This is a genomic window from Acidobacteriota bacterium (genome assembly GCA_016196035.1).
Lineage (GTDB): Bacteria > Acidobacteriota > Blastocatellia > RBC074 > RBC074 > JACPYM01.
The window spans coordinates 1-23,614 of the sequence record JACPYM010000065.1 but is presented as its reverse complement, the minus strand read 5'-3'; the positions used below and the strand labels follow the sequence as shown (position 1 = coordinate 23,614).

The window sequence follows — 23,614 nt, the reverse complement described above, 5'->3', positions numbered from 1 at the left end:
CGCAGCATCCCTAACGCAACGTCCTTCGATAGAACATCCACTGGCTGGGAAACACGATGAAACCACGAATCTGCTTCTTGCTTTGCTTGCTCTGCCTGGCTGCTCGGACGGCGCCGGCGCAAGCCGACCGCTTTGAATTGGGACAACGACTGCGCGCGTGCGAAGCCGCCTGGGACACGCAATACAACGGCGAATCGCGCCGCGCGGCAGTCCTGCATTTGCAACAAGCCGTGCAATTGTTTTTCGGCTTCAAACTCAGCGAAGCCGCGCGCGAACTGGATGCCGCGCGCATGGATTTGCGCTGGCCGAATGAACCGACGCCCTTTGCGCGTTGGGCCGAATCGCTCTTCGTCAAACCCGACAGCCGCTTATTTGACGCGGCGGAACTCGCCTTGCCATATACAGTCAACCAGGCTTACCAAGCGCCCGGCGGCATTCAACCGCAAGCCACCAAGCTCCGGCTGACGCTGCTGCGCGGCAAACAGGTGGTCGGTGCTCCTTACGAAACCAAGCTCGGCACGCTGCCGCTCAATGACAAACTGCTCTTCAAAGGGCTGGCCGAAGCCGATTACACCCTGCGCCACGAGATTCTGTTGAACAACAAACTGCTGGCCAGCAGCGAGCAAACCATTTCCGTGGTCAGCAAACTGAAAGAGCGGCTGGAACAATTGCAAAAATCCGCCACTGCCCTGCCGCAAATTTCCACCGATGGTGAATCGGCGCGCGCGTTGGTCAACCAGCTTGAACAATTGGCCCAAAAAGCCGCGCTTGAAACCAATCTGCCCGCCGCCCGCCTGTTGGCCGAAAGCGAGCATGCCTTGCGCGAAGCAGGGCTGGGCCGGAGCTTTTACGGCCAACGCAAAACGGGTCAGTTCTGGCTGACGCTGGTTTTGCCGGGCAGTGCGGTGCCGGTGCGCCTACTCGCGCCCGCCGCCGTCAAAAGCGGCGCGCGTTTGCCGCTGGTCATCGCCATGCACGGCGCGGGCGGCAGCGAGAATATGTTTTTTGATGGTTACGGCCAGGGCAAGATTGCGACGCTCAGCGAAGCGCGCGGCTGGCTGCTGGTTTCACCGCGCGGCTCGCCGGGGTTCACGCCCAATCGCGCCAGCCAGATCATTGATGCGATTGATAAGCTTTACCCGGTTGATCGGCAGCGCGTCTTTGTGCTCGGTCATTCGATGGGCGCTTCACAAGCCATCGCTTCGGCGTCGGCGACGCCCAATCGCTTTGCCGCCGTGGCCGCGCTGGGCGGGGGTGGCAGCGTCAAAGAGTCTGATGAATTGATCGAAGTACCCTTCTTCGTGTGCGTCGGCGTGCAGGATTTCGGCTACAGCAATGCGCGCAAACTGGCGTTCGAATTGAAGAAGGCCAACGTCAGAAGCGTGCGCTTCCGCGAATACCCCGATGTCGAACATCTGGTCATTGTGCAGGAAGCCTTGCCGGATGTATTTGGCTTCTTTGATGAGATGGCGCAACGGAAACCCTAGCTCGGTTTGCGGTTGCTTATACGGGAAAGCGGCGCGGCTGCCGGTGCGGTACGGGAAACGATGGTGATCTGGTGTCTCCGCAGACTACAACAGCCGCAGAACCAGGTTGCCACCACTCCCCGTACCGCACCAATCGGCCCTGTAACCGCGGTAAATCATTTTGCCAACAACTCGCGCAACGCCTCATGCAACCACGGAAAGCGAAATTGATAGCCGGCTTTCAGCGCGGCTTCCGGCACCACGCGCTGGCTCGCCAACAGCACTGCGGCCATTTCGCCGAACAATAATTCAAGCGCAAATTTGGGCACGGGGAGCAAGGCCGGACGATGCAGCACCGCCGCCAGCTCTTTGGTGAATTCCGCATTCGTGACGGGATTGGGCGCGACGCCATTCAACGGGCCGCGCACCGTTTCATTTAACAGAGCGTGGCGCAACAGCCCCACGATGTCGGCAATGTGAATCCACGGGAACCATTGCCGCCCGTCACCCAGTTTGCCTGCGACGCCGAACCGAAAGGCCGGGAGCATGGTTTTCAGAGCCCCCCCGGCGCGGCTTAAAACAACGCCCGTGCGCAACATCACGGTGCGCGCGCCAAACGCCTGCGCCTGTTCGCTCTCGGTTTCCCACTCACGGCAAAGATCAACCAGGAAACCTGTGCCCGGCGCAGCTTGTTCCGTCAGTTGTTCAGCGCCACGATAGCCATAAATTCCAACCGCCGAACCGGCGATGAAAATGGACGGCGGCACAGCGCTTTGTTGCATGCCCAGCACCAGATTGCGCGTCCCCAACACACGCGAGTCCCGGATGCGGCGCTTGCGCTCCGTCGTCCAGCGCGCAGCGACATTTTCACCGGCCAAATGAATGACGGCAGTCACGCCTTCAAACGCGGCAACCGGCGGCGGCTCATGTTCAGGCTGCCAGGCATACGCCGTAGCTCCCACGATCCCCGTGGCACGTTCGGGGTTGCGCGTCAGCACAACGATCTGGTGACCATCCGCGACCAGCGCCTGGCTCAGGGCTTTGCCGATTAAGCCTGTGGCTCCGGTAATCAAGATTTTCATACGCGCCGACCTCTCTTGCATTGTTAACCGAAGTTCAAAAGCAATTGTTCAACCAAGCCAGCGCACACGCGATAACGCCGCGCTTTGTGGCAAGCAGGCATTTCAGTTACATTGTCGCAGCTTCCAAGCAACCCAACCAAATGTGGACAAATTTGGACGCCTAAAACCCATGACACCACCAACGCTCAAACCACCTGTCACGCCCCGCGACGCCGCCGCCATGATTTTGCTGCGCGAACCTGATGACCCCAAAGTATTCTGGGTCAAACGTTCATACAAGCTCGCGTTCATGGGCGGCTTTCACGCCTTCCCCGGCGGCCAGTTGGACGCGGAGGATGCCGCGATCCCGCTGGCGAATTGTCCTGATGATGCGGATGCCAAAGCCGCCGCCATCCGCGTGTGCGCCATCCGCGAAATTTTTGAAGAGACTGGCGTGCTGTTGGCGCACGGCGCTGAAGCTATCCCCGCCGCCCGCCGCGTTGAATTGCGGCAGCAATTGCACGGCAATCAAATCAGCTTCAAAAATTTACTGACCGATCTGGGCTTGTCGCTCGACGCCGCCTGGCTGACCGAAGCACCGCGCTGGTGTACGCCGGCCTCGTCGCCGCGCCGTTACGACACGCGCTTCTTTACGGCTTGGTTGCCCGAAGGGCAAGAGACAGACGTGCAGGAAGGCGAATTGGCTTCGGGCGAATGGCTGCGCCCGCACGAAGCCTTGCAACGCTGGACGGACGGCGGCTGTTTGATCGTCACGCCGATTTTGACGGCGCTGCTGGCATTGGCCGAAGGGGCGCACGATTTCGCGCCGCGCCTGCACAACATCCCCCAAGACACGCGCGATCTGTGGGAACAGCGCATCGAGATGCGTCAGGGCTTTTTTCTCAGCCCCTTGCGCACGCCGACGATTCCGCCCGCCACGCACACCAACTGTTACATCGTCGGCGGCGCAGAGCAGGTCATCATTGATCCGGGTTCGCCCTATCCTGACGAACAGGCACGGCTCGACGCGGTGCTGGAATCATTGCTGGCCGAGGGCCGCCGCTTCCGCGAAATCATCATCACGCACCTGCACCCCGACCACATCGGCGACGTGATGCATGTGGCCGAACGTTTCAACCTGCCCGTTGCCACGCATCGGCTGACCGCCGATGCGTTAAACGGCGAAGCCCGTGTTGACCGCTTGATCGAAGACAACGAATTGATCGTGCTCAGGAATCAGCGCGATGACCTCGAATGGCGCTTGCGCGCGTTGTGGACGCCCGGCCACGCGCGCGGTCATCTGAGCTTTCACGAAGAACGCACCGGCACCCTGCTGACCGGTGATTGCGTCGTCGGTTTCGGCACCGTCGTCATCGCGCCGCCCGAAGGCAATTTGAATGATTATCTGGCTTCGCTGCGCCGCTATCTGGCGCTGCCCAAACTGACCGCCTTGATGCCCGGCCACGGCCCCGTCCTCGCCGATGCGCGCGGCAAGATCGAAGAGTATCTCGCGCATCGCCAGGCCCGCGAAGACAGCATCCTGGCGGCGCTCGCAGCCGGCCCGCAAACCATCCCGGCGATTGTCGCCACGGTTTATACCGACACACCGCCCGCCTTGCACCAACTGGCGGAACTTTCCGTGCAGGCGCATCTGGAAAAGCTGGCCGCCGAAGGCCGCGTCAGCCAAACGGGCGCACAGTTTGCATTGAGTTGAGAAAAGGCGGCGAGTATGTAGCAACCGTTAAACCAGGGCTTTTGCAAAGTCCTCAAAACCTCCAACAAAGACACTCTACTGATTCCCGATTCCTGACCCCTGAACAATAAAAATCCGCTGCATTTTCTTTATCAGGGATCAGGAATCGGGAATCAGGAATCAGCCAAGCCGCGCGGGCGTTTCGGCTGGCGACTTTGCAAAAGCCCTGGAATATGGAGCAACTGCTAAACCGTCTGGTTGCCCTTTGCGACGCGCTCCCCTAAGATGCGGCTTACTCGTTGCCGATCACCCCACTCAACCAACGGCACAGACGCAATGACTGAAAATCTCCCACAGACAACCCAAAGTTACCCACAGAGACTGGCGCAAAAACCGCTGATGAAATCGCAAACCAAGATCACGTCGCTGGCCGATTTCCAGGCCGTGCCTGAGCCAACGCCTTCCCTGCTGCACCGGGCGCTGCATTTCCTGCATCTGCAACCCACCCTCGCCGTGGCCTTGACGGGACTGGCCGTCGCGACGCTTTCGTTGGGCACCTGGGTGGGCGCGCTGTTTTTGGAAAACAAAGTGCTGAAAACCCGGCTCGGCCTGCAACAGGCGCAGGCCAAAGCCGAAGATGCCGACGAACTCAAAACGCGCATTGCCGAGACGCAGGAAAAGATGGCGCAACTCAAAGCCAAGATCGAAGCCCAGGAAACCGGCGAGATGCTCGACAATCGCGCGGACTTGATCGCCGAAAACGCGCGCCTGTTGCAGGAACTCAATCAGCTTTCCAAACCGCAACTCGGCGCGCCGCTGGTGGAACTGGATTCAGCCGCCGTTAAACAAGCTGATGTCAGCGCCGCCAATCCGAAAAAAGACGCCTTCTCCACCGTTGACGTGCCGCCCAATCTGGCGCTCTTCACCGTCGTGTTGCGCCAAGCCCAGGACAAAGGCTATCAGAGCTATTTTGTCGAATTGACCGACGCCAACGGCAAGCGCATCGCCTGGAGCGAGCAGTTGAAAAAAGCCAGCGGTCTGAACATCCCGCTGACCTTCGCCAAACGCAGCCACGCGCCGGGCCGCTATCAATTGAAGCTGTACGGGATGAACGGCAAGAAAAAAGAGTTCGTGGATCATTACGATATGCAGGTCAATTACCTGCCTGAACCTGCCAAACCCAAAGCGAAAAAGAAATAGTTGGCGGTTGGCGGTTGGCGGTTGGCGGTTGGCAGTTGGCAGTTGGCAGTTGTTTGGGCCAGGAGTTTCCCCATGAGCAAATTGAAATCACTCAATCCTATCGTGCTGCTTTGCATCATTGGCGTCTGTAACTTCGCGCAAACGTCAAATGGCGGGGCGTTGCCGCCGTATCGCTTTCACCAGAAAACACGCACGGTGCACAGCGCCGCCGAGTTCCGGCAAATGACCAAAGGGCGCGTCCTTATTCAACGTTCGCCGCGTTGCCAGACTTATCAACTCGGCACGCTGATCGGCACGTCCCACGGCATCGTGCAACAGATGCGGCCCACGCCAGGCGGACAAAGCATCGTGCGCCCGTTTCCCAACCGCCCGCTGCCTTACAACGAGATCACCGTGATTGCCGAAGAAAGCCCGACCGTGCTCTGGTTCGGCACCAAGCGCGGCGCAATTCGCTTTGATGAACACACTGATTCTTTTCAGTACTTCGCCGGGCTGCGCTGGCTGCCCGCCGATGAAATCACCGGCATCGGGTTTGAAAAACGCGCGCCCGGCAATACGCCCGATTGCATTGTCGTTTGGCTGGAAACACCCAAAGGCTTCAGCCGCATCGAGCATCAGCCAATGACGCTGGCCCAAAAAGCCCAGGCGTTTTCTGAGCGCGTGCAACAGCGGCACGTGCGCTGGGGCCAGACTTCGGATTCGCATCTGCGCGTGCCTGGCGATTTGTCGAGCAATCAGACGGTGTCGAGCGACAACGATGGTTTGTGGACGGCGATGTATGTCGCGGCGGAAGCCTTCCGCTTCAAAGTCACGGGCGAGGCGGCGGCGCGCGCCAATGCCAAACAAGGGATGCAGGCGCTCTTGCGCTTGGAAGAGATCACCGGCCTGCCCGGCTTCCCGGCGCGCTCCTTCATCAAGAAAGGCGTAGACCTGCAACCCGGCGACGGCGAATGGCACGACACGCCCGACGGCGTCTGGCGTTGGAAAGGCGATACCAGTTCGGATGAGATCGTCGGGCACTATTTCGTCTTCCCGATTTACTTTGATCTGGTCGCCGACGAAGCTGAGAAAAAACAACTGGCCGCCACGCTCGACCGCATCACCAATCACATCCTGGACAACGACTACCAACTCATTGACGTGGACGGCAAGCACACGCGCTGGGGTTGGTGGGGGCCGGATTTGATCTGGGATGACCCGGATGAAACGGGTTTGCGCGCGCTGCATTTGCTGGCGCATCTGCGCACGGCCATGCACGTGACGCAAAGCGAGGCCAATCGCACCAAGTATCAGCGGCATTACGACGAACTGATTAGCAAGCACCGCTACCACCTGCTGCTGCGCAACCAAAAGATCAACATCCCTGGCCACGTCAATCATTCCGACGACGAACTGGCGTTCCTCTCGTATTATCCGCTGCTGCAATACGAAACCGATCCGAAGCTGCGCGAGATTTATGCTGACAGTCTCGAACGCGCCTGGCAGATCGAACGGCCCGAACGCAACCCGCTCTGGAATTTCATCTACGCCGCAGGCAGCGGCAGCCAGGAGTTCGACCGCGAAGAAGCGGTGCGCACCTTGCGCGAGATTCCGCTGGAGCAAATCGAATGGACGGTCACGAATTCGCACCGGCTGGATGTGCCGCGCGACTTGCTGGCCGACCGGTTCGGACGCAAACAGGCGCTGATCGTGTTGCCTTACGATGAGTTACCGATGAGCAAATGGAATGGCAATCCATACCGGCTGGACGGCGGCAATGGCGGGCGCAGCGAGGATGACGGTGCATACTTTTTGTTGCCGTATTGGCTGGGGCGGTATCACAAGTTGATTGAGGAATGAACCGGCAAGGTAGCTACCAGATTCCTTTGTAGCGGCGAATTGATTCGCGCCGCAGCGTAACGAATCAATTCGTTACTACAAGGGCAACACTCACCGCAGCGCGCCAAAATAGACTTGCGTCTCGTATGCAAAGCGCACCGTGCCCTGCTCCTGATATTCGGCAAAAATCTCGCGCAAGCGTTGCAACATCGGCTCGTAATTCGGATGCCCAGCCAACGGCGCATAGGAACTAGAAAGTAAGCGTCCCTGCAACCCTTCATAATCAAACAACTGCACATTCGGCAAAGTGTGCAAGCGCCAATCCGCATGGCCGAAAAACTGGGTGATGGCCTGTCGGTCAATGGCCTGGACATTGCGATGATTGACTTGGGCGTAATCGGTGCCGAAGCGCAGTAGGAGGTCTTCGTAGGCTTCTAAAAACGGTGTGCCTGCGGTGAGGCGGTCGTTCCATAACAGGATGCCGGAGCCAGCCAGCTTCAAAATGCGTTTGGCTTCGGTGCTGGCTGCCGCGACATCGAACCAGTGAAAGGCCTGGGCGGCGACCACGAAATCGGCACTGTCAGCCGGCAGCGTGGTGGCTTCGGCAGTGCCCGCGAGGCTGCGGAAGTTTGGATAGCCGCGCAAAAAGGCTTCGGCGGCGACGCGCATTTCAGGGTTCGGCTCGATGCCATAAACGACGTTGCCATTGTCCAAAAACAGCTTGGCCGAAAAGCCCGTGCCGGAACCAAGATCAGCGATCACCGCGTTGGATGTGAGCCGGACTTCGGCAGCCAAAAATTCGAGCACACCGGGCGGATAGCCGGGCCGGTATTTGACGTAGTTATCCACGCGATCGGAAAAGCGCGTGGTCGAATTTCGGATTGGAGGATTGCCCATAGGATCGGATCACTGCCGCGTTAGGGGTTGCTGCCGCGCGTTTTCCGATTGCTGCCTTGCACCGTTTCGCCCTTTTCATTCTTGGCGTAATAGCCCTGGCGCGTGCGCGCGATCAGTTTGCGATTGTCCTTGGGTGCGACTTGAACTTTGACGGAGCGGAATGAGCCGTCGCGTTTGTCATTCGAGGGGTAGTAACTGAGGACATATTGCGTGCGCAGGTCTTTGGCAATTTGTTTGGCAATCTCGCCCATCTCACTGACATCTTTGGGGAAAAAGGCCCGCCCGCCCGAATCATCGGCGATGCGTTGCAACAAATCTTTGGCCTTCTTCGCGCCGGATTTGCCGAAGATACCGCCGCTATCGTCTTCGTCCACAAAGCCAACCAGGTAAACCTGCACTTCGTCTTCCTTGATCGCGTCGAGCACTTCTTTTTCTTTGACGGCGCTGTTCTTTTCGACACCGTCGGTGATGACGATGATGGCCTTGCGGCGCTGCTTCCCTTTCTCGTGCGCATAGTCGCCGGTGGCGATGATGGCGTCGAGCAAGGCTGTGCCGCTGCTGGTGTAAAGTTCGCCCAGCGCCTCTTCCAATTCGCGCTTGTCGTGGGTGAAGTCGGTCACGAGTTCCGGCTCGGCTTTGAATTGCGCGACGAAGGCTTCGTCATCCTGCCGCATGGTTTTGATGATACCTAGCCCGGCATCGGTGACGATTTGCAGCTTGGAACGCATACTGCCGGAAGTATCAATCACCAAGCCGAAACTGAGCGCCACTTCTTCACGGCTAACGCTATCAATTTGTTGTTTGACCTTGTCTTCAAAAACGGCGAAGACGTCTTTGTCGAGATTGAAGACCGGCGTATTGTTCTGGTCAATCACGCTCACGTCGAGCGAGACCAAATCGGTATTAATTTTGATGCCGACATCATCCTTGTCAGTCGGCTGGTCAGCTTTGGAATCGGCCCGATTGGGCGGTTTTTTCTGTTTGTCTTTGCTGTCCGACCGGTTGTCTTTGTTCTGGGGCGCGGGTTTGGTCGTGGGAGGCGATTGCGGAGTTTGTTGCGCGGCGGCTGGCGGTAAGGCGGCCAGACAGGTGCCCAAACAAAAAAGCAAAGCGAGACGAATTGGCGATGGTTGCAGCATAAACTTTCCCTTCTCAAAACGAGCGCGCCAGCCAAAGGCTGTTGCGTAAATTGTGCGTGATGTCTTCGTTCACGAGAGGCGGTATTATACATCTACCGCGCAGAACGAAGTAAACCGCAGCGCTTGCCGGAATTGTCTAACCTGGAAAAGGGCTGCGCGCCAAAGTTTTGCGCGGGGAGAAACGGATGCACCGGCGGGCGTAGCGCAACCCGCCGAAGTTGCGCGCTGTCGCAAGTGAAGCCCTGGCCGTAGCTGCAATACCGCGCAACCTCGGCGGGTTGCGCTACGCCTACGCGAGCCACACGTTCTTTCAAAAACGTCCTTACGCAAAAACTTTGACAGCCCGCCTTTCAGAAAGTCAGGCCACGACAAGGGCCGGCTTTGGTGCTATAGTTCGCCGCGTCATTTACCCCGTTGCCCGCTTAAATCAATTCCGCTTGCTGTCGCGAAGAATCATGCGCTGGGGCGAGTCCGGCGCAGACCACGCTGACAAATTCGAGCAAAGACGAAATTATGATTCAGCCCTGTCTTGAATTTGCCGCCAGCGGTGCTTGAGTTTCAGGAGCAGAGATCAACAATGAATAAGTTCCGCATCATTTTCCCCATGTTGCTCTTGTCTGCATACTGTTTGACAGGCTGGGCGCAAGCACGTCTTTTCACCGTGCAAACCGCTTCGATGCCCACCGAAGCGGAAGCCCAGGCAGAACTGACCAAACTCGCCGCCGCCGGACTCAAGGGCCATTTGGTCAAAGCCACCGTCCCTGGCAAAGGCACGCGTTACCGTGTGCGTTTCGGACGCTACAGTAATCAGGAAGAGGCGAAGCAACAGGCCGAACTCGCGCTCAAACGTGGCGGGATCAAGGAATACATCATCACGTTGTATGAGACGCCCACAGAAACCCACCGCGAAACGCCGGTCACTGCGGAAAAGCCTGAATCAGCCAGGCCAACCAGACCTGAGCCTGCCAAGCCTGCCAAGCCTGCCAAGCCTGCCAAAAATGATAAAGAACTCGCGTTGAATGCGGACAAGCCGCCCGCAAAAGTGCTGCCGAATCCGTCTGAAAAAACCGCTGGTGCACCTAATTCCGGCAAGCCGTCAGCCGAAGTAAAAACCAATCCGGCCCAAACACAAATAACGGCGGCGCACGATCCCAAAACTACGCCGCTGGTTGAAACGAAACCTGTCGAACCAACCAAGCCCCCGGATCCAAAGAACGAGCCCAAGACTGAACCGAAAGGGGAACCGGAGCCGACAGGTGGCAGAGCGACCAATGCGGAGAAAGAGGCGGAGAAAGTCGCGGCGGCCGCACGCATTGCCGGCCCGCCTATCACCGACGCGCTGGGTGAAATGGACATCACCAACCACAATTGGAAAATCGTGCGCAAGACCACGGCGACGGACAAAAACCTGCGGGCGATCTACTTTGTGGATTCGATGACCGGCTGGGCGGCGGGCGACGCGGGCGCGGTGTATCGCACGACCGATGGCGGCAAAACCTGGAAGCCTTTGTTGAGCGCCGCCGCCGCCAACATCACGCAGATTCAATTTGTGGATTGGAACAACGGCTGGATGCTCGGCGAGATCAACCGGCGCGATGATGGCGAACCCGAAACCATCGTCCTGAGCACCACCAATGGCGGACGTTCCTGGCAAAAGAAATCCCTGCCCAACATCTTAAGCGTTTTCTTTACCGATACGCAGCATGGCTGGGCGGTTGGGAAAAACGCCACGATTTTAAGGACGGAGGACGGGGGCAATGAATGGAAACCCTATACGGATTTAGAAAAAGTGATCGGATTACCGGTAGAATCGTCCAATTACAACTTTGGTTTCCGTGACATCTATTTTCTGAACTCGCAACAAGGCTGGTTGATCGGCAATTTTTATGGCCGGGCCAAAAGCCACATCGGTGGCATCTTCGTCACCAGCGACGGCGGCACGAGTTGGAAGCGCTTAGCCCTGACAGTGCAAACCCAGCATAGTTCGGGCCGTTTTACGCCCGGCGTTTTTCATTCCGTGCGCTTCAGCGATCAGCAGACGGGCAGCGTCACCGGGGAAATGATGGACGGCGAGGGGCGTTTCTTTTTCGCGCTGCACACGCGCGATGGCGGCAAGAATTGGGAACAATACCGCACGCCCAGCCGGGCCGCGCACAGCACCCAATTCCTCACGCCGGGCATCGGCTGGACGGCGGCGGCGGCTCCGCGCGAAGGCGGCGCCGATGCGGTGGTTTACGATACGACGCTGATGCGCACGGATAACGGCGGGGCCTCGTGGCAATATGATTTCGTGGCGCGCGGCAACCGCATTCGCGGCGTCTACTTTTTATCCACGCACAAAGGTTGGGCGGTGGGTGATCGCGGGATGATTCTGCGCTACGAAGAGAAGGTGAAAACGAATTAGAACTGCTTGGTGCTGGTGCCGGGTGTCTGGTGTGGGTCGCAGGTGCAATGTGGAGGGCGACGATGCCGGAGCTACAACGACAAACACATAATTTGAATGATTACGCCATCCTGGGGCGTAGCCTGGATAAGAGTCACTCTGTCCTGGTGTTGGAGTGCAATCCGGAAACCATTGATCCGCTTTTGAGCGGCACAGCCAATCAGCTTCCGAACCTGCATGCCGACCTGATTCACACGGATGTCATCACGGCCCATTCTGAGTTCGAGTATCAAACGCGCCTGAACGAACTGAAAGCCGCCCAGATGCAATACGCATTGGTCGTGGTGCTCGGTGACGGCAACGCCAATCGGTTGAAGCTCAATGAAAACCGCGCCTTAACCTGGACGGAATTCTCTTATCAGAGCCTGTTGCCGTTTGAGCCGGAATTCCTGTTACTGCTCTCGTCAGCCACTGACCGCGAGATTCCCGCGCATACCTTTTTCGAGGCGGTACCTATGCTCAAAGAGGTTTACAGCACGACGGTCAGCGATACCAAACTGCAAACGGATGTGCTCAAGTTCATGGTCTCGTATCTGGTGAACCCCGCGCCGTCCGAATACGACCGCATTTTCGGCCAGCAGATCGCCGACAAATTGCTCAACTCCGGCGTGCTGACGCGTTGGACGTGGCGTGATTCGTTGAAGCAGCGCGTGTTGAGCACCTTTGAGATGCTCAATGACAGTGAAAAACTGGAAGTCGCCGCCGAGATCATTCGCCGCACGGCGCAAAGTTCCAACAGCCGTTTTTCATCTGTGCTGTCTGCAAACGACTAACCCGCCCCTTGCTTATCAAATCGGTCACACTGGCTGTATAATCCCGCCCGCATCATCGTTATCAATTCTTTTTAGGCGGAGTAAGCTGTGCATACAGTTCAAGGCAAAACCATCTTCTCTTGGCTCATCACGGAAATGCTACTGATACTGCTGACCGTGTTCACGCCCTCCACATTCGCGCAAATTGCCGATCCGAAAGATCCGCAAAACATCACGCGCGGACGTGAATTGCTAAAACAGGCCATTACAGCGCGTGGCGGCGACGCTTACCTCAAATTCAAAACACTGCACGCCAGCGGCCAATACACGCCCTTCGACCAGGGGAATCCCACTTCCCCCAAGACCTTTCTCGATTGGCTCGTTTACCCCGACAAGGAACGGGTGGAATTTGGCAAAGGAAAAAAGAAAGACCGCACCATTCAGGTGAATGTGGGGAAAACCGGCTGGGTTTATGATGGCGACGCTGAAACGCTCAAGGATCAATCCGAAAAGCAAATTAAAGACTTTCTCGAAGGCAACGAAAATGAGCTGGATCATATCCTGCGCGTGGCTGCCATTACCCCCGGCATCGAAATCCGTTTTTATGGACGACAAGAGACTCGTCCCGGTGAACGCGCTGACGTTGTTGAAATCACGCTCGCCCCGGAGCGGGTCGTTATGCTGATGCTTGACCGCTACACGCATTTGCCGATGAGCTTGAGCTACGAAAAAGCCGATGGTAAGGGCTTGAGCAAACGCGAGGTGCGATATTTTCAATATATCAATTATGGCGGGATTAAGTTTCCCAACATCGTGGATTTTTACAAAGACGGCATTCAGGAGAGCCGCATCAACTATCAGGCGGTACAGCCTGACGCGCCGGTGCCGGACGAGTTGTTTGCCAAACCAGCGAATGTCAAAGCGATCAAGTAAGTGGCAAGTAGTGCGCAACTGATGGCTTGCCGGACAATTATCTGAACCTTTTTCCAACGCGCAACGTTATCGCCCCCGGAGACAGATAACCCACACAATTGGGACTAGAGGTTCATAACCCAGAGGTAAAGACCTTGATTAGCAGAGACCAAAGCAATCTAGGAGCAAGAGCATCTGTGAACATCTCGGATGCAGAATTAGTGCGCCGTTGCCGTGCGGGCGACAGCGCCGCATGGGAACAGGTCGTACACGATTACTCCCGGCGCGTTTACAACCTGGCCTATCGCTTTACGGGCCGCCACGAAGCCGCTGAGGATTTGACCCAGGAAGTCTTCGTGCGCGTCTACCGTTCCCTCGAACAGTACGACCCGCTGGCCGGCGATCTGGCAAATTGGCTGATGCGGCTGGCCCGCAACCTGGTCATTGACGATTACCGCCGCCGGGGGCGCACGCCCACCGATCTCGGCGATGATCTCGAAGACCATTCCTATCACTTGGAAAGCCGTCACGACGCCCCAGATCGCGGCGTCGAACGCGGCGAACGCGCCAAACAGGTGCACGCGGCGATTGCCAAGTTGCAACCCGATTTGCGCGAATGCGTGATCTTGCGCGACATCGAAGAACTGACTTACCAAGAGATCGTAGACATCCTGCGCATCCCCATCGGCACGGTCAAATCGCGCATCAATCGCGGGCGCATCGAACTGGCGAAGATTTTACGACGGATGAAAGTCGTCGAAACGCTCTAACTAAAGTAGTCAGCAGTCAGTAGTCAGTAGCTTACCCGTTACTGACTACTGACAACCGACAACCGATTCACAAAATGAATTGCGTAGATTTCCAAGATTTACTTTCTGATTATCTCGACGGCGCGCTTGATGCGCGGGTGCGGGCCGAATGCGCGGGGCATCGGCTGATTTGCCGCGAGTGCCGCGAGTTGTACACCGATGTCCGTGAGACGGTGCAGATGATGGGCAGTTTGGCGTTTGTCGAAGGCGAAGCGGCCGAGTTGACGGGACTGGAAACCCGCATCCTGGCGGCCACCACGGCGGGCGAGATGCTCAGTTGCGGCGAATTCGACCGGCTCATCGAACGTTACTTTGACGGCGTGATGCTCGCGCCCGATCATCAGGCCTTCCAGGCGCATTTTGAACATTGCCACAAATGCCGCCGTCTGATGGCGGGCATCGAAGAAGCCATTGAGATGTGCCGCGAAGTCAAAGAACTGGAAGTCGAGATGCCCAGCACTTTGCCCGAGCGGATTGTCTCGGCCACGGTCGGCCAACAAACCAAAACTTTCTGGTCACAATTCGGCGGCTTCGGTTTGCTGGGGACAGTTGCCGCGCGCGTGTTTGCGCCGCAATGGGCCGCCGCATGGTTGATTCTGGCGTCCATTCTCTTGTTGGTTTCCGTGCGCTTTGGCAGCTTTGAAAGTTTCGCCTCTCATGCCAACGGGCGTGCCGGACGGCTGCTCAGTGAATTCAACCAAACCAGCGAACAGGCGCGAAATAGTTTGGCGCGGGCTTCGTTTCAATTGGGCCATGTGCTTTCGACCGAACAGCCCAAACCGTCCGCGCCCGAACCGTCTCCGAACCCCTTGCAACCTGCCACGACGGTTACCGAACAAGCGCCGCAGGCTGCCCCATCACCCAAATTGCAAAAGGCTGTGCGATACGAGCAGCGTTGACTCTGATGAATTGCGCGTTCCATTCAACTAATCCGGCGTCCGCCAATTGCGCCTGCTGCCAGCGCAGTCTTTGTACAGCGTGTGACCATCGCATCAAAGGCATCCCTTATTGTCAGGATTGCATTGTGACCGGGGTTGAAACGTTGCGCCGTCAACAACAAGGCGGCGCTGCGGTCAATCCTGCGCTGGCGGCGCGTTCACCGCTGATAGCGGGCCTTTTCGGCATCATCCCGGGGCTGGGCGCGGCGTATAACGGCCAGAACATCAAATCGCTTTTGCACTTCATCATCCCCATCAGCCTCTGGCAATTGGGGGACATCTTCTCGCATCAGGTCGAGTTGCCGTTGTTTCTGGGCGGCGCGGCCTTCTATATCTTCTCGATCTACGATGCGGTGCGCACTGCTCACCGGGTTTCATTGGGCGAAGACCTGCGCCACGAAGACGAAGCCTTGAAACGGATGCTGCGCGAGAACACGACGACGCTCGGCGCAATGCTGACCGGCGTTGGCGTGTTGACCTTGCTCAATCTTTTTTATCCGTATCAAGTGCAACGCTTCTGGCCCCTGATCTTGATTCTGGCGGGGCTTTTCTTACTGCGCAATTACCGGCAACAGCGGACGGAACCGGCGCTGCTGCCAAACCTGCCCGCCCATCCGCCCTCGGTCATCGGCGCGCCGTATGAACGTGTCGAAAACAATCTGGTCAATGCCGAGCGCCGGGCCGAACGCCGTTTCGATCAATGGCGCTGAAACGTCACGGGGAAGGCGCGGTGAAGTAATCATGCTCAAACGAGTGGCGACATTTCTACTGGGGGTGGCGTTAATCGGCTTGGGCGTTTTCTTTTTCAGAGCTTCAGAGCAAGCCTACGCGGTGCAAATGCTCAAAACATTCTGGCCGCTCTTCCTTGTGTTGGCAGGGTTGGTGCGGTTGGCTGGTTATGCCATTGACCGCCATCCGCGCTCGCCGGTCGGCAGTCTCTTATTAACGACATTGGGCGGCAGCCTGCTGGCGATCAACCTGCGCGGCGAAACTTCCCTGACAGCGATCATTGGGCGGTATTGGTTCTGGTTTCTGCTGGCTTTTGTGATGGGCCGCGTGCTGCGCCAATACACGGCCACAGCGCCCTTGAGCAAACAGGCACGCGCTCTCAGTCCCGGCGCGATCTTTGTCATGCTGCTGATTGCGGGCACTGGATTGAGCGCCAATTATGTCAGCCGCAACAACCAACTGCTCGCGCGCGTCAATGAGCGCATCAGCGCAATCGGAGGCGTCGGCGAATACGTTCTTGGCAATCCGATCAGAGTTGATGACGAAGCGCCGCAACCTTTCAAGCTGCCCGCCAACGCGCGGCTGCTCTTCAACACGTTCAATGGCGACATTGAAATCCGTGGCGCGGCGACGGCCCAGGCCACGGCCAAGCTCATCAAACACATCCGCGCCAGCAGCGAAGAAAAGGCGCGCGACATCGCCCGGCAAATTCACCTGCAAATCGCCGCCAACGCGAGCACAGTGCAATTCGTGCTCAACGCCGAGCGTGTGAAAGAAACGTATTCCACCTCCCTCCTGATCGAATTGCCAACGCAGCAGACGGCGAACATCGAGATCAACGAAGCCTCTGGCGCGGTCAAGCTGGCGGACTTGCGTGGCGAACAATTGCTGCGCAATTGCGGAAGTGTCAGCAGCGCGCGCAATCGGGGCGCGCTGACCGTCGAAGACCCGCGCGGCCGCGTCGAAGTCGCGCAACACGAAGGTGATTTGACCCTCAACAATTTGCGCGCGGGGGCGAGCCTGAGCGAGATCAAAGGCAAGCTGGTCTTACGGGCAGAGGGCGGCGCTTATCAAATCAAACAACTAACGGGTGCGGTGCGCGCCAGCATTGCGAACAGCAGGCTTGAGTTGCGCGAAGTCCAAGCGCCCGTCGGCTTCCCTGCCGCAGAGAACCTGGTTACGCTTGATGAATTGAGCAACACGCGCGCCAGCGTGAGCAATCTCACTGGCAACTTACTCGTCAAGGCGAACCACTCGCGCGTTGAGGCTGAGGGCGTAAATGGTGACGTTCAAATCGCCACTACGAATGAGTCAATCAAATTAACCCGCTGCAATGGCGCGGTGCACGTCACGGCGGAAAACGGCGCGGTGACGGCGGTGGATTTGAAAGGCGCGATTCAGATCGAAGCGACGCGCGACATTGCCGTACAAAATTTTGCCGGTTCGCTCAGCGTCAAATCGCGCAACGGCAAAATCACTCTTACACACAATGACGAACTGGCGGGCGACCTTACGGCCAGCAATGAAAACGGTCAAACGCGCCTGAGCTTGCCGCGCGACATTCTGTTTCGGCTCGACGCCAGCACAACCTCGGGCCGTTTGCGGGCGCGGGGTTTTGAATGGCTGGCGCTCGAACGCAATCAAAAATCGGTCAATGCCAATCCACCAACCGCTGGCGCGGCGCCGCTGGTCAGTTTGCGCTCGGCCAGTGGCGACATCGAGCTACAGGCGGCGGGCTTGGCCTTGGCGAGTAACGAGGAGTAACGCAGCAATGGGTTTTCTATTCAAATTGGTCGCTTCCCTGGTTTCACTGGCGACGACGCTGTTGCTGGTGTTTGAGAGCGCGCGGCGCGGACTGTTGATTCTCACCACGGTGCTGGGGATTCTAAAAATCATTGTCTTTGTTGCGTTCGTGGCGCTGCTGGCAATCATTTGCTATCTGCTGCTGCGTTCGGCGAATTCCAGCCCGGCCACATCGCGTGCTGTTTAGCTCGGTTTTCACTCAGGTCTACGGTAAAAGCGCGCAGCGGGACAGTACCGCACGTGTGAGCAAGCGTTCCGTTGGCAGCTCAGCCAAGAGGGCAAGCTTGATGCCGCCGCTTGCTTACGCGCGCGGTACTGTCCCGCCATCATGCACAGCCACAGGGTTCAGCTACGATCACTGGTAGTAATTCATCCTGCCTCGTAAGATCAGGCCATCTGCACGATTGACGCACCAATCCGCAAACAAACGATCAAATCCGAGTAGAACGATTGAGAGAAGCGATTCTCAAAAACAACGAGGGAATTTATATGACCACCAAGCATCGCCTGAGCTTGCTGCCGTTGCTGGCGCTCTTGGCCTTGATGGCCGCGCCAGCCGCCGCGCAATCGCCCAATACGTCAGCACTGATCGTCAGCGTGAGCGATCAAACCGGCGCTGTCATCAAAGACGCCAAAGTTGCCGTGACGAACGCCGCGACCGGCGCGGTGCGCGAAGCCGTCTCGGACAGCGCGGGCAACGCCACGCTGCCCGCGCTCGCGCTGACAGGAACCTATACGGTCAGCGTGTCCAAGCAGGGCTTCAGCAACCAGGAACTCAAGGACATCACGCTACGTTCGGGTGAAACCGCGACCCTGAGGGTGAAGCTCCAAGTCGGCTCCACAACGGCGGAAGTCGCCATCTTCGGCACCACCGATGGCGTGCGCGCTGACGCGCAGATTGGTCGCCGCCTCGACAACCCAACCATTGATGAGACGCCGATTCTAGGCCGTAAGGCGACCACGCTGCCGCTGCTGAATTCAGCCTTCCGGCAAGGCAAGGGCACGGGCGATCTCTTCGTCAACGCGACCTATTTCATCACCGGTGTAGGTTCGCGCCGCGCCACCACCTTCACGCTCGACGGCGCGAACAATGACGAAGGCTGGGGCCGCCAGACGGCGATTGCCACCGTGCCACTGGGCGCGATTCAGGAAATCAACGTGCTCTCGAACGCCTTCTCTTCCGAGTTCGGTTGGACTTCCGGCCCGGCCCTGAACATCGTCACGAAGTCGGGCACGAACGGCTTTCACGGCGAAGGGCTGTACCTGTTCCGTCCCGGCGGCTGGCAGGCCGAGACCTTTTCGACCAAGAACTTTTGTCCGCCGTCTGTGCCGAGTTGCGTCACGCCCACCACGCTCACGGCAATCAACCCGGTGGATATTCCCGATGCGCTGAAGCAAGGTTCCGCCACATTCGGCGGGCCAATCGTCAAAGATAAGACCTTCTTTTTCGCCACGACCGATTACACGGCGCAAGACCGCACGACCTTTCTCTCGACCGCGCTGCCTGCTTTCCTGTTGCCGTCGAATGGGCAGCTTGATTACACCGGCCACTACCGCCAGTTCCTCTTCAACGGGCGCGTGGATCACAAGCTCACCGCGAATCAAACGTTGACGGCGCGCTTCAACGTGGATCGTTTTTACGATGACAACCCGCAGGACGCCGTGGGCGGCACCAATGCGCCCAGCGTCGCGCGCCGTTATTCGCGCCGTTCGTGGACGACGCAACTCAATCACACGACAGTCATCAATGCCGATTTGCTCAACGAAGCGCGCTTCGCCTACCTGCACGGCGACCCAGTGACGCTTTGGGAAGCCAAGACGCTCTCGACCACCTACACTCGCGCGGGGAATGTGCCGTTCACCATTGGCCAGTCGCGCTCATCCAACATTTACAGTTACCAGTCACAATTCTCTGACACCTTATCTTGGACGATTGGCAAGCACTATCTGCGTTTGGGCGGCAGCATTGTCCATCACACTTCCGGCGGCACGGGCAGCGAACCCGGCACGGCGGTGCTCGGCACGTTCACGTTCCGCAACACAACGACCGCGCCCTTCGATCAACTGACGCTGGCCGACGTACAGAATTATCAGCAGCCGATCAACTTCGGCATCAGCAGCTACGATCTGTCGCAATGGCTGGTGACTGGTTTCGCGCAGGACAGCATCCACTTGCGCCGCGATCTGACAGTTGATCTGGGCTTGCGCTACGACCGGCAGACCTTGACCGACGCGACGAACAACTTCGCGCCGCGCCTCGGCTTCGGCTGGCATCCCTGGGGCAATGCGCGCACTTCGATTCGCGGCGGCTATGGCATGTATTACACGCAGATTCGCGCCAATGCGGTCGCCGGATATTTAGTGAACGGATTGGACGGCTTGACGACTTACACCGCCACGCCCGGCCAGACGGGCTTTCCGACGTGTTTGTCCGGCTCTTGCCTGCCGGTGCCGCTCGATCCGAAGACGCTGCCCGCCGCGCAATTGCCCGCGCGCGACATCACCATTCGGGCGGGGCTGCGCAGCTTTTACCAAACGCAGTTTACGAAGTACGGGCTGGACTTCACCAAGCTGTCGAACTATCCCGATGAATTGGTGAACCCGCGCAGCCAAGTCGTCTCCATCGGCGCGGAACGCGAAATCGTGCACGGCTTGTTTGTCGGCGGCGATTACGTGCATCAGCACTTAAGCAACATTGATCGCTCGTTTGATTTGAATGCGCCCGCGCCCTTTGACCGCACCGCGCCCGGCCAGACGCGCACCGTCGCAGCAGCCAACGCCACGCGCCCCATCCTGCCGGTCAACGGCGGCGTGCGGCAAGTGAATGTGTTGACCAATTTCGGCGTCGCCGATTACGACGGCTTGCAAACGCAAGTCAGCTATCGCGGCCACGCGAAGATTTATGCCGCCGTCAGCTACACGCTGTCCAAGGCGACCAACACGACCGAACCGGATGGCAACGGCATCGCGCCGAACGAACCCAACCTCGCGCGGCTGGGCGAAGTCGAACGCGGCCTGAGTGTAGTCAATCAGCGGCATCGCGCGGTCATCACGTTCAGCTATCGGCTGCCGTATAACTTCACCGCCGGCACGCTCTCGCAATTCGCCTCGGCGCGCCCCTTCAACGCCACCACCGGCGTGGACAACAACGGCGACGGCGCGAACAACGACCGGCCCGTGATTGACGGCAAGGTGGTTGCCAAGTCGGCCTTTCGCGGCACGGCCACACAGGACGTGGCGCTCTTCGTTGAGAATCGCATCAAGCTGAAAGAACGTGCGAGCCTCTTGCTGCGCTTGGAGGGGTTCAACCTTTTCAATCACGGCAACTACCTCGGACGCGGGCAGACGATTTACGGCGACGCCGCCACGCCAAACACCACGTTTGGTCAATTGGTGGCGGTGGGCACGGCAACGAATGCGCTGCCGGCCTTTGCCAATGTTGATCCGCCGCGGATGTTCCAACTGCAAGTGCGGTTTATCTTTTGAGTGAACAACGCGGTACGGGGAGTGGTAGCGACCTGGTGTAACGGAATGTGTGCGACGCCGAGGTACCAGGTCGCTACCACTCCCCGTACCGCATCCTGTGCGTGTCCATAAGATGAACCTGCTCAACGTCAACGGCGTCACCAAACATTACGGCCCGCGCGCCGTCTTACAAAACGTGAGTTTCAGTGTGCGGCAGGGTGAAGTATTGGGCTTGATCGGCCCGAATGGCGCGGGCAAGACAACGCTCTTTGAATGCCTGGCGGGCTTGCTGCCAGCCGATGCGGGCGTGGTGCAATGGGAAGATCGCCCGCTGCCTGCCGCACAACGCAAAGACGCGTTGTTTTACATCCCCGATGGCATCTCGCCTTGGGCCGAACAAAAGCTGGGCTGGACGCTGGATTTCTTCGCCAGACTTTATGGCTCGAAAGTAAAGCCGCAAGCGTTGCTGGACGCCTTCAAACTTGCGTCGCTCAAGCAAGCGCGCCTCGGCACGCTTTCCAAAGGCGAGCGCAAACGCGCGTTGCTGGCGTTGGGGCTGTTGACGCCGCAACCGCTGCTGATGTTGGATGAGCCTTTTGACGGATTGGATTTGCGGCAAACGCGCGAGGTCATGACCTTGCTGCGCAGCCACGTCGAACGTGGGCGGACGCTGTTGCTCTCGGTGCATCAACTGATTGACGCAGCGCGCGTCTGTGACCGCTTGGTTTTGTTGAGCGAAGGACGCTGCGCTGGCATCGGCACGCTGGACGAGTTGCGCGCACAAGCCAAACTCGCGGAAGGCAATCTGGAGGACATCTTTCTTGCGCTCACCTAAGCTGCTCATCCTGGCCGGCAAAGAGTGGCGCGAGTTGCTGGCCTCGCGCGCGTACTGGCTCTTGCTGCTGGTCATTGGGCCGCTCGTCGGGCAGGGCTTTATTTCCGTCGTGCATCTGTATGCCGAAGCCAGCGGCGCGAACGGCGCGCCGGCGGCGCTGCCGCAAGGTTTGACGCCGCTGGATGGAATGCTGGCGCCGACCTGGGCGGCCTATGAATTGGCCGTGACCTTGCTGCTGCCCTTCGTGGCGATAAGGTTGATCGCAGCGGAAAAAGAAAGCGGCGCGCTCAAGCTGGCGCTGCAATTCCCTGCTTCATTGCCGCTGCAATTGACGGCGAAGGTGCTGGCCTTGCTCACCGGTTGGCTGCTGGCTTGGCTGCCGGGGCTGCTGGCGCTGATTTTGTGGAAGTCTTACGGTGGGCATCTGGCTGGGGCGGAAACGCTCAATCTCTTTGCCGGACATTGGCTACGAATGCTGCTAAGCGCGGCGGTGGCAATGGCGGCGGCGGCGCTGACGGAAAGCGCCGCGAGCGCGGCGATTGTCACGTTGAGTTTTACGCTAGGCACCTGGGCGCTCGATTTCATCGCACTCGGGCGCGGTGGTTGGCTGGCGGCAGCGGCTGCCTATACACCGGCGGCGGCGCTGCGGTTCTTTGAACAGGGTTTGTTGCGCGTCAGCACGGTCGGCGTGCTGTTGGCGTGCACGCTGGCGGGTCTGGCGCTCACCGTCATCTGGTGGCATAGCGGGCAACCGTGGCGCAACCGTTGCGGCCTGACGCTGGGGTTGGCGGTGCTTAGCACTGTTGCCTTGGCGCTGGTCACGACCTCGCGGGCGAGTTGGGATGTCAGCGAGAACCGGCGCAATTCCTTCACGCGCGGCGAAGAAACGGCCTTACGCCAAATCCGCGCGCCCTTGCGCATCACGATCAACCTGGCTGCCGAAGACCCGCGCCTGATGGATTATGAGCGCAGCATCCTGAACAAGCTGCGCCGACTGTTGCCGCAACTCACCGCCGTGTATGCCGCGCAAAGCCGCACCGGCTTGTTTGAAGAGTCGGGCCAGCATTACGGCGAAATCTGGTATGAGTATCAAGGGCGCAAGGTGATGAACCGTTCGACCACCGAACCCATCGTGCTCGAACAACTTTTCCAACTTGTTGAAATCGCGCCGCCGCCCGCTGTGAATGAGCCGGTCTTTCCGGGCTACCCGCTGGCGGCGCAACCACGTTATGCCAACTGGCTGTTTTATTTTCTCTGGCCGCTGGCGGTGCTTGCCGTCTGGTGGTTGACTATCTTTCGTAGGAGCTAACCCATGAAAAATCGCATCGCATTCGGAATCGCGCTGCTGGCAGTCCTGGCGCTGAGCGTCGCCGCCCTGCGCGCGCAAAACGCCAAACCCGCCGCCAAGGCGAAAAGCACGCGCGTGGACATCAGCAAAGACAAAGCCGGCGGCGAGTCGGCAAGGTTCCTTTCCGTCGTCGGCAATTGGGCGGTCGTCGAAGACGGCGGCAAGAAAGTTTGGCTCATGTGTAGTCAGTTTGCATCGCCAGGGGTAAGCTTAGGGAATGATTGACTTTCCCCTTAACGATCTCCTAGATGCCGAAGCCTGCACGTTGTGGTTGGCGCAGCAGCTTCATCCGCACGGCTTGTGCTG

The 23,614-nt window shown here is 58.5% G+C and carries 19 protein-coding genes; 16 read left to right on the top strand and 3 right to left on the bottom strand.

Annotated features, from left to right (window positions below):
• Positions 1-56: 56 nt before the first annotated feature.
• Positions 57-1,487 (top strand): alpha/beta fold hydrolase, encoded by a 1,431-nt coding sequence (locus HY011_20060; protein ID MBI3425235.1) that lies wholly within the window; start codon positions 57-59, stop codon positions 1,485-1,487.
• Between the two features lie 155 nt (positions 1,488-1,642).
• On the opposite strand, the gene HY011_20055 is transcribed toward HY011_20060, so the two are convergent.
• Positions 1,643-2,548, bottom strand: coding sequence for a TIGR01777 family protein (locus HY011_20055; protein MBI3425234.1), 906 nt, complete (start codon positions 2,546-2,548; stop codon positions 1,643-1,645).
• A gap of 169 nt (positions 2,549-2,717) precedes the next feature.
• Here HY011_20055 and HY011_20050 point away from each other — a divergent pair, with 169 nt between their 5' ends.
• The 3 genes from HY011_20050 (at position 2,718) to HY011_20040 (ending at position 7,259) form a co-directional block, all read left to right on the top strand.
• Positions 2,718-4,241, top strand: coding sequence for an MBL fold metallo-hydrolase (locus tag HY011_20050; GenBank protein MBI3425233.1), 1,524 nt, complete (start codon positions 2,718-2,720; stop codon positions 4,239-4,241).
• Between the two features lie 378 nt (positions 4,242-4,619).
• Complete coding sequence (locus tag HY011_20045; GenBank protein MBI3425232.1) at positions 4,620-5,420, top strand: hypothetical protein; 801 nt, start codon at positions 4,620-4,622, stop codon at positions 5,418-5,420.
• Positions 5,421-5,492: 72 nt separating this feature from the next.
• Positions 5,493-7,259, top strand: a complete 1,767-nt coding sequence (locus HY011_20040; GenBank protein ID MBI3425231.1) for a hypothetical protein — start codon at positions 5,493-5,495, stop codon at positions 7,257-7,259.
• 90 nt (positions 7,260-7,349) lie between these two features.
• On the opposite strand, the gene HY011_20035 is transcribed toward HY011_20040, so the two are convergent.
• Positions 7,350-8,135: a class I SAM-dependent methyltransferase gene (locus tag HY011_20035; protein MBI3425230.1), complete on the bottom strand. Its 786-nt coding sequence runs from the start codon at positions 8,133-8,135 to the stop codon at positions 7,350-7,352.
• 20 nt (positions 8,136-8,155) lie between these two features.
• Positions 8,156-9,274: a VWA domain-containing protein gene (locus tag HY011_20030; GenBank protein ID MBI3425229.1), complete on the bottom strand. Its 1,119-nt coding sequence runs from the start codon at positions 9,272-9,274 to the stop codon at positions 8,156-8,158.
• 577 nt (positions 9,275-9,851) lie between these two features.
• On the opposite strand from HY011_20030, the gene HY011_20025 reads away from it, so the two are divergent.
• The 12 genes from HY011_20025 (at position 9,852) to HY011_19970 (ending at position 23,533) form a co-directional block, all read left to right on the top strand.
• A complete protein-coding gene (locus tag HY011_20025; GenBank protein ID MBI3425228.1) occupies positions 9,852-11,678 on the top strand; it encodes an SPOR domain-containing protein in 1,827 nt (608 codons plus the stop codon).
• A gap of 62 nt (positions 11,679-11,740) precedes the next feature.
• On the top strand, positions 11,741-12,490 hold the full coding sequence (locus tag HY011_20020) for a hypothetical protein (protein ID MBI3425227.1): 750 nt from the start codon (positions 11,741-11,743) through the stop codon (positions 12,488-12,490).
• A 135-nt stretch (positions 12,491-12,625) separates the two neighbouring features.
• On the top strand, positions 12,626-13,402 hold the full coding sequence (locus HY011_20015) for a hypothetical protein (protein MBI3425226.1): 777 nt from the start codon (positions 12,626-12,628) through the stop codon (positions 13,400-13,402).
• 176 nt (positions 13,403-13,578) lie between these two features.
• The gene (locus HY011_20010) at positions 13,579-14,151 is read left to right on the top strand and encodes a sigma-70 family RNA polymerase sigma factor (protein ID MBI3425225.1); all 573 of its coding nucleotides are present in this window, start codon (positions 13,579-13,581) and stop codon (positions 14,149-14,151) included.
• A gap of 74 nt (positions 14,152-14,225) precedes the next feature.
• The gene (locus HY011_20005) at positions 14,226-15,089 is read left to right on the top strand and encodes a zf-HC2 domain-containing protein (protein ID MBI3425224.1); all 864 of its coding nucleotides are present in this window, start codon (positions 14,226-14,228) and stop codon (positions 15,087-15,089) included.
• 125 nt (positions 15,090-15,214) lie between these two features.
• Positions 15,215-15,838, top strand: a complete 624-nt coding sequence (locus HY011_20000) for a hypothetical protein (protein MBI3425223.1) — start codon at positions 15,215-15,217, stop codon at positions 15,836-15,838.
• Positions 15,768-17,621 (top strand): DUF4097 family beta strand repeat protein, encoded by a 1,854-nt coding sequence (locus HY011_19995; GenBank protein MBI3425222.1) that lies wholly within the window; start codon positions 15,768-15,770, stop codon positions 17,619-17,621. Before HY011_20000 ends, HY011_19995 begins: the two co-directional genes overlap by 71 nt.
• 7 nt (positions 17,622-17,628) lie before the next feature.
• Positions 17,629-17,847 carry a hypothetical protein gene (locus HY011_19990; protein ID MBI3425221.1) on the top strand — a complete coding sequence of 73 codons (219 nt, stop codon included), beginning with the start codon at positions 17,629-17,631 and terminating at the stop codon, positions 17,845-17,847.
• A 302-nt stretch (positions 17,848-18,149) separates the two neighbouring features.
• On the top strand, positions 18,150-21,146 hold the full coding sequence (locus HY011_19985) for a TonB-dependent receptor (protein MBI3425220.1): 2,997 nt from the start codon (positions 18,150-18,152) through the stop codon (positions 21,144-21,146).
• 112 nt (positions 21,147-21,258) lie between these two features.
• Positions 21,259-21,960, top strand: coding sequence for an ABC transporter ATP-binding protein (locus HY011_19980; protein MBI3425219.1), 702 nt, complete (start codon positions 21,259-21,261; stop codon positions 21,958-21,960).
• Positions 21,947-23,269: an ABC transporter permease subunit gene (locus HY011_19975; GenBank protein ID MBI3425218.1), complete on the top strand. Its 1,323-nt coding sequence runs from the start codon at positions 21,947-21,949 to the stop codon at positions 23,267-23,269. Before HY011_19980 ends, HY011_19975 begins: the two co-directional genes overlap by 14 nt.
• A 3-nt stretch (positions 23,270-23,272) precedes the next feature.
• Positions 23,273-23,533, top strand: a complete 261-nt coding sequence (locus tag HY011_19970) for a hypothetical protein (GenBank protein ID MBI3425217.1) — start codon at positions 23,273-23,275, stop codon at positions 23,531-23,533.
• Positions 23,534-23,614: the final 81 nt, after the last annotated feature.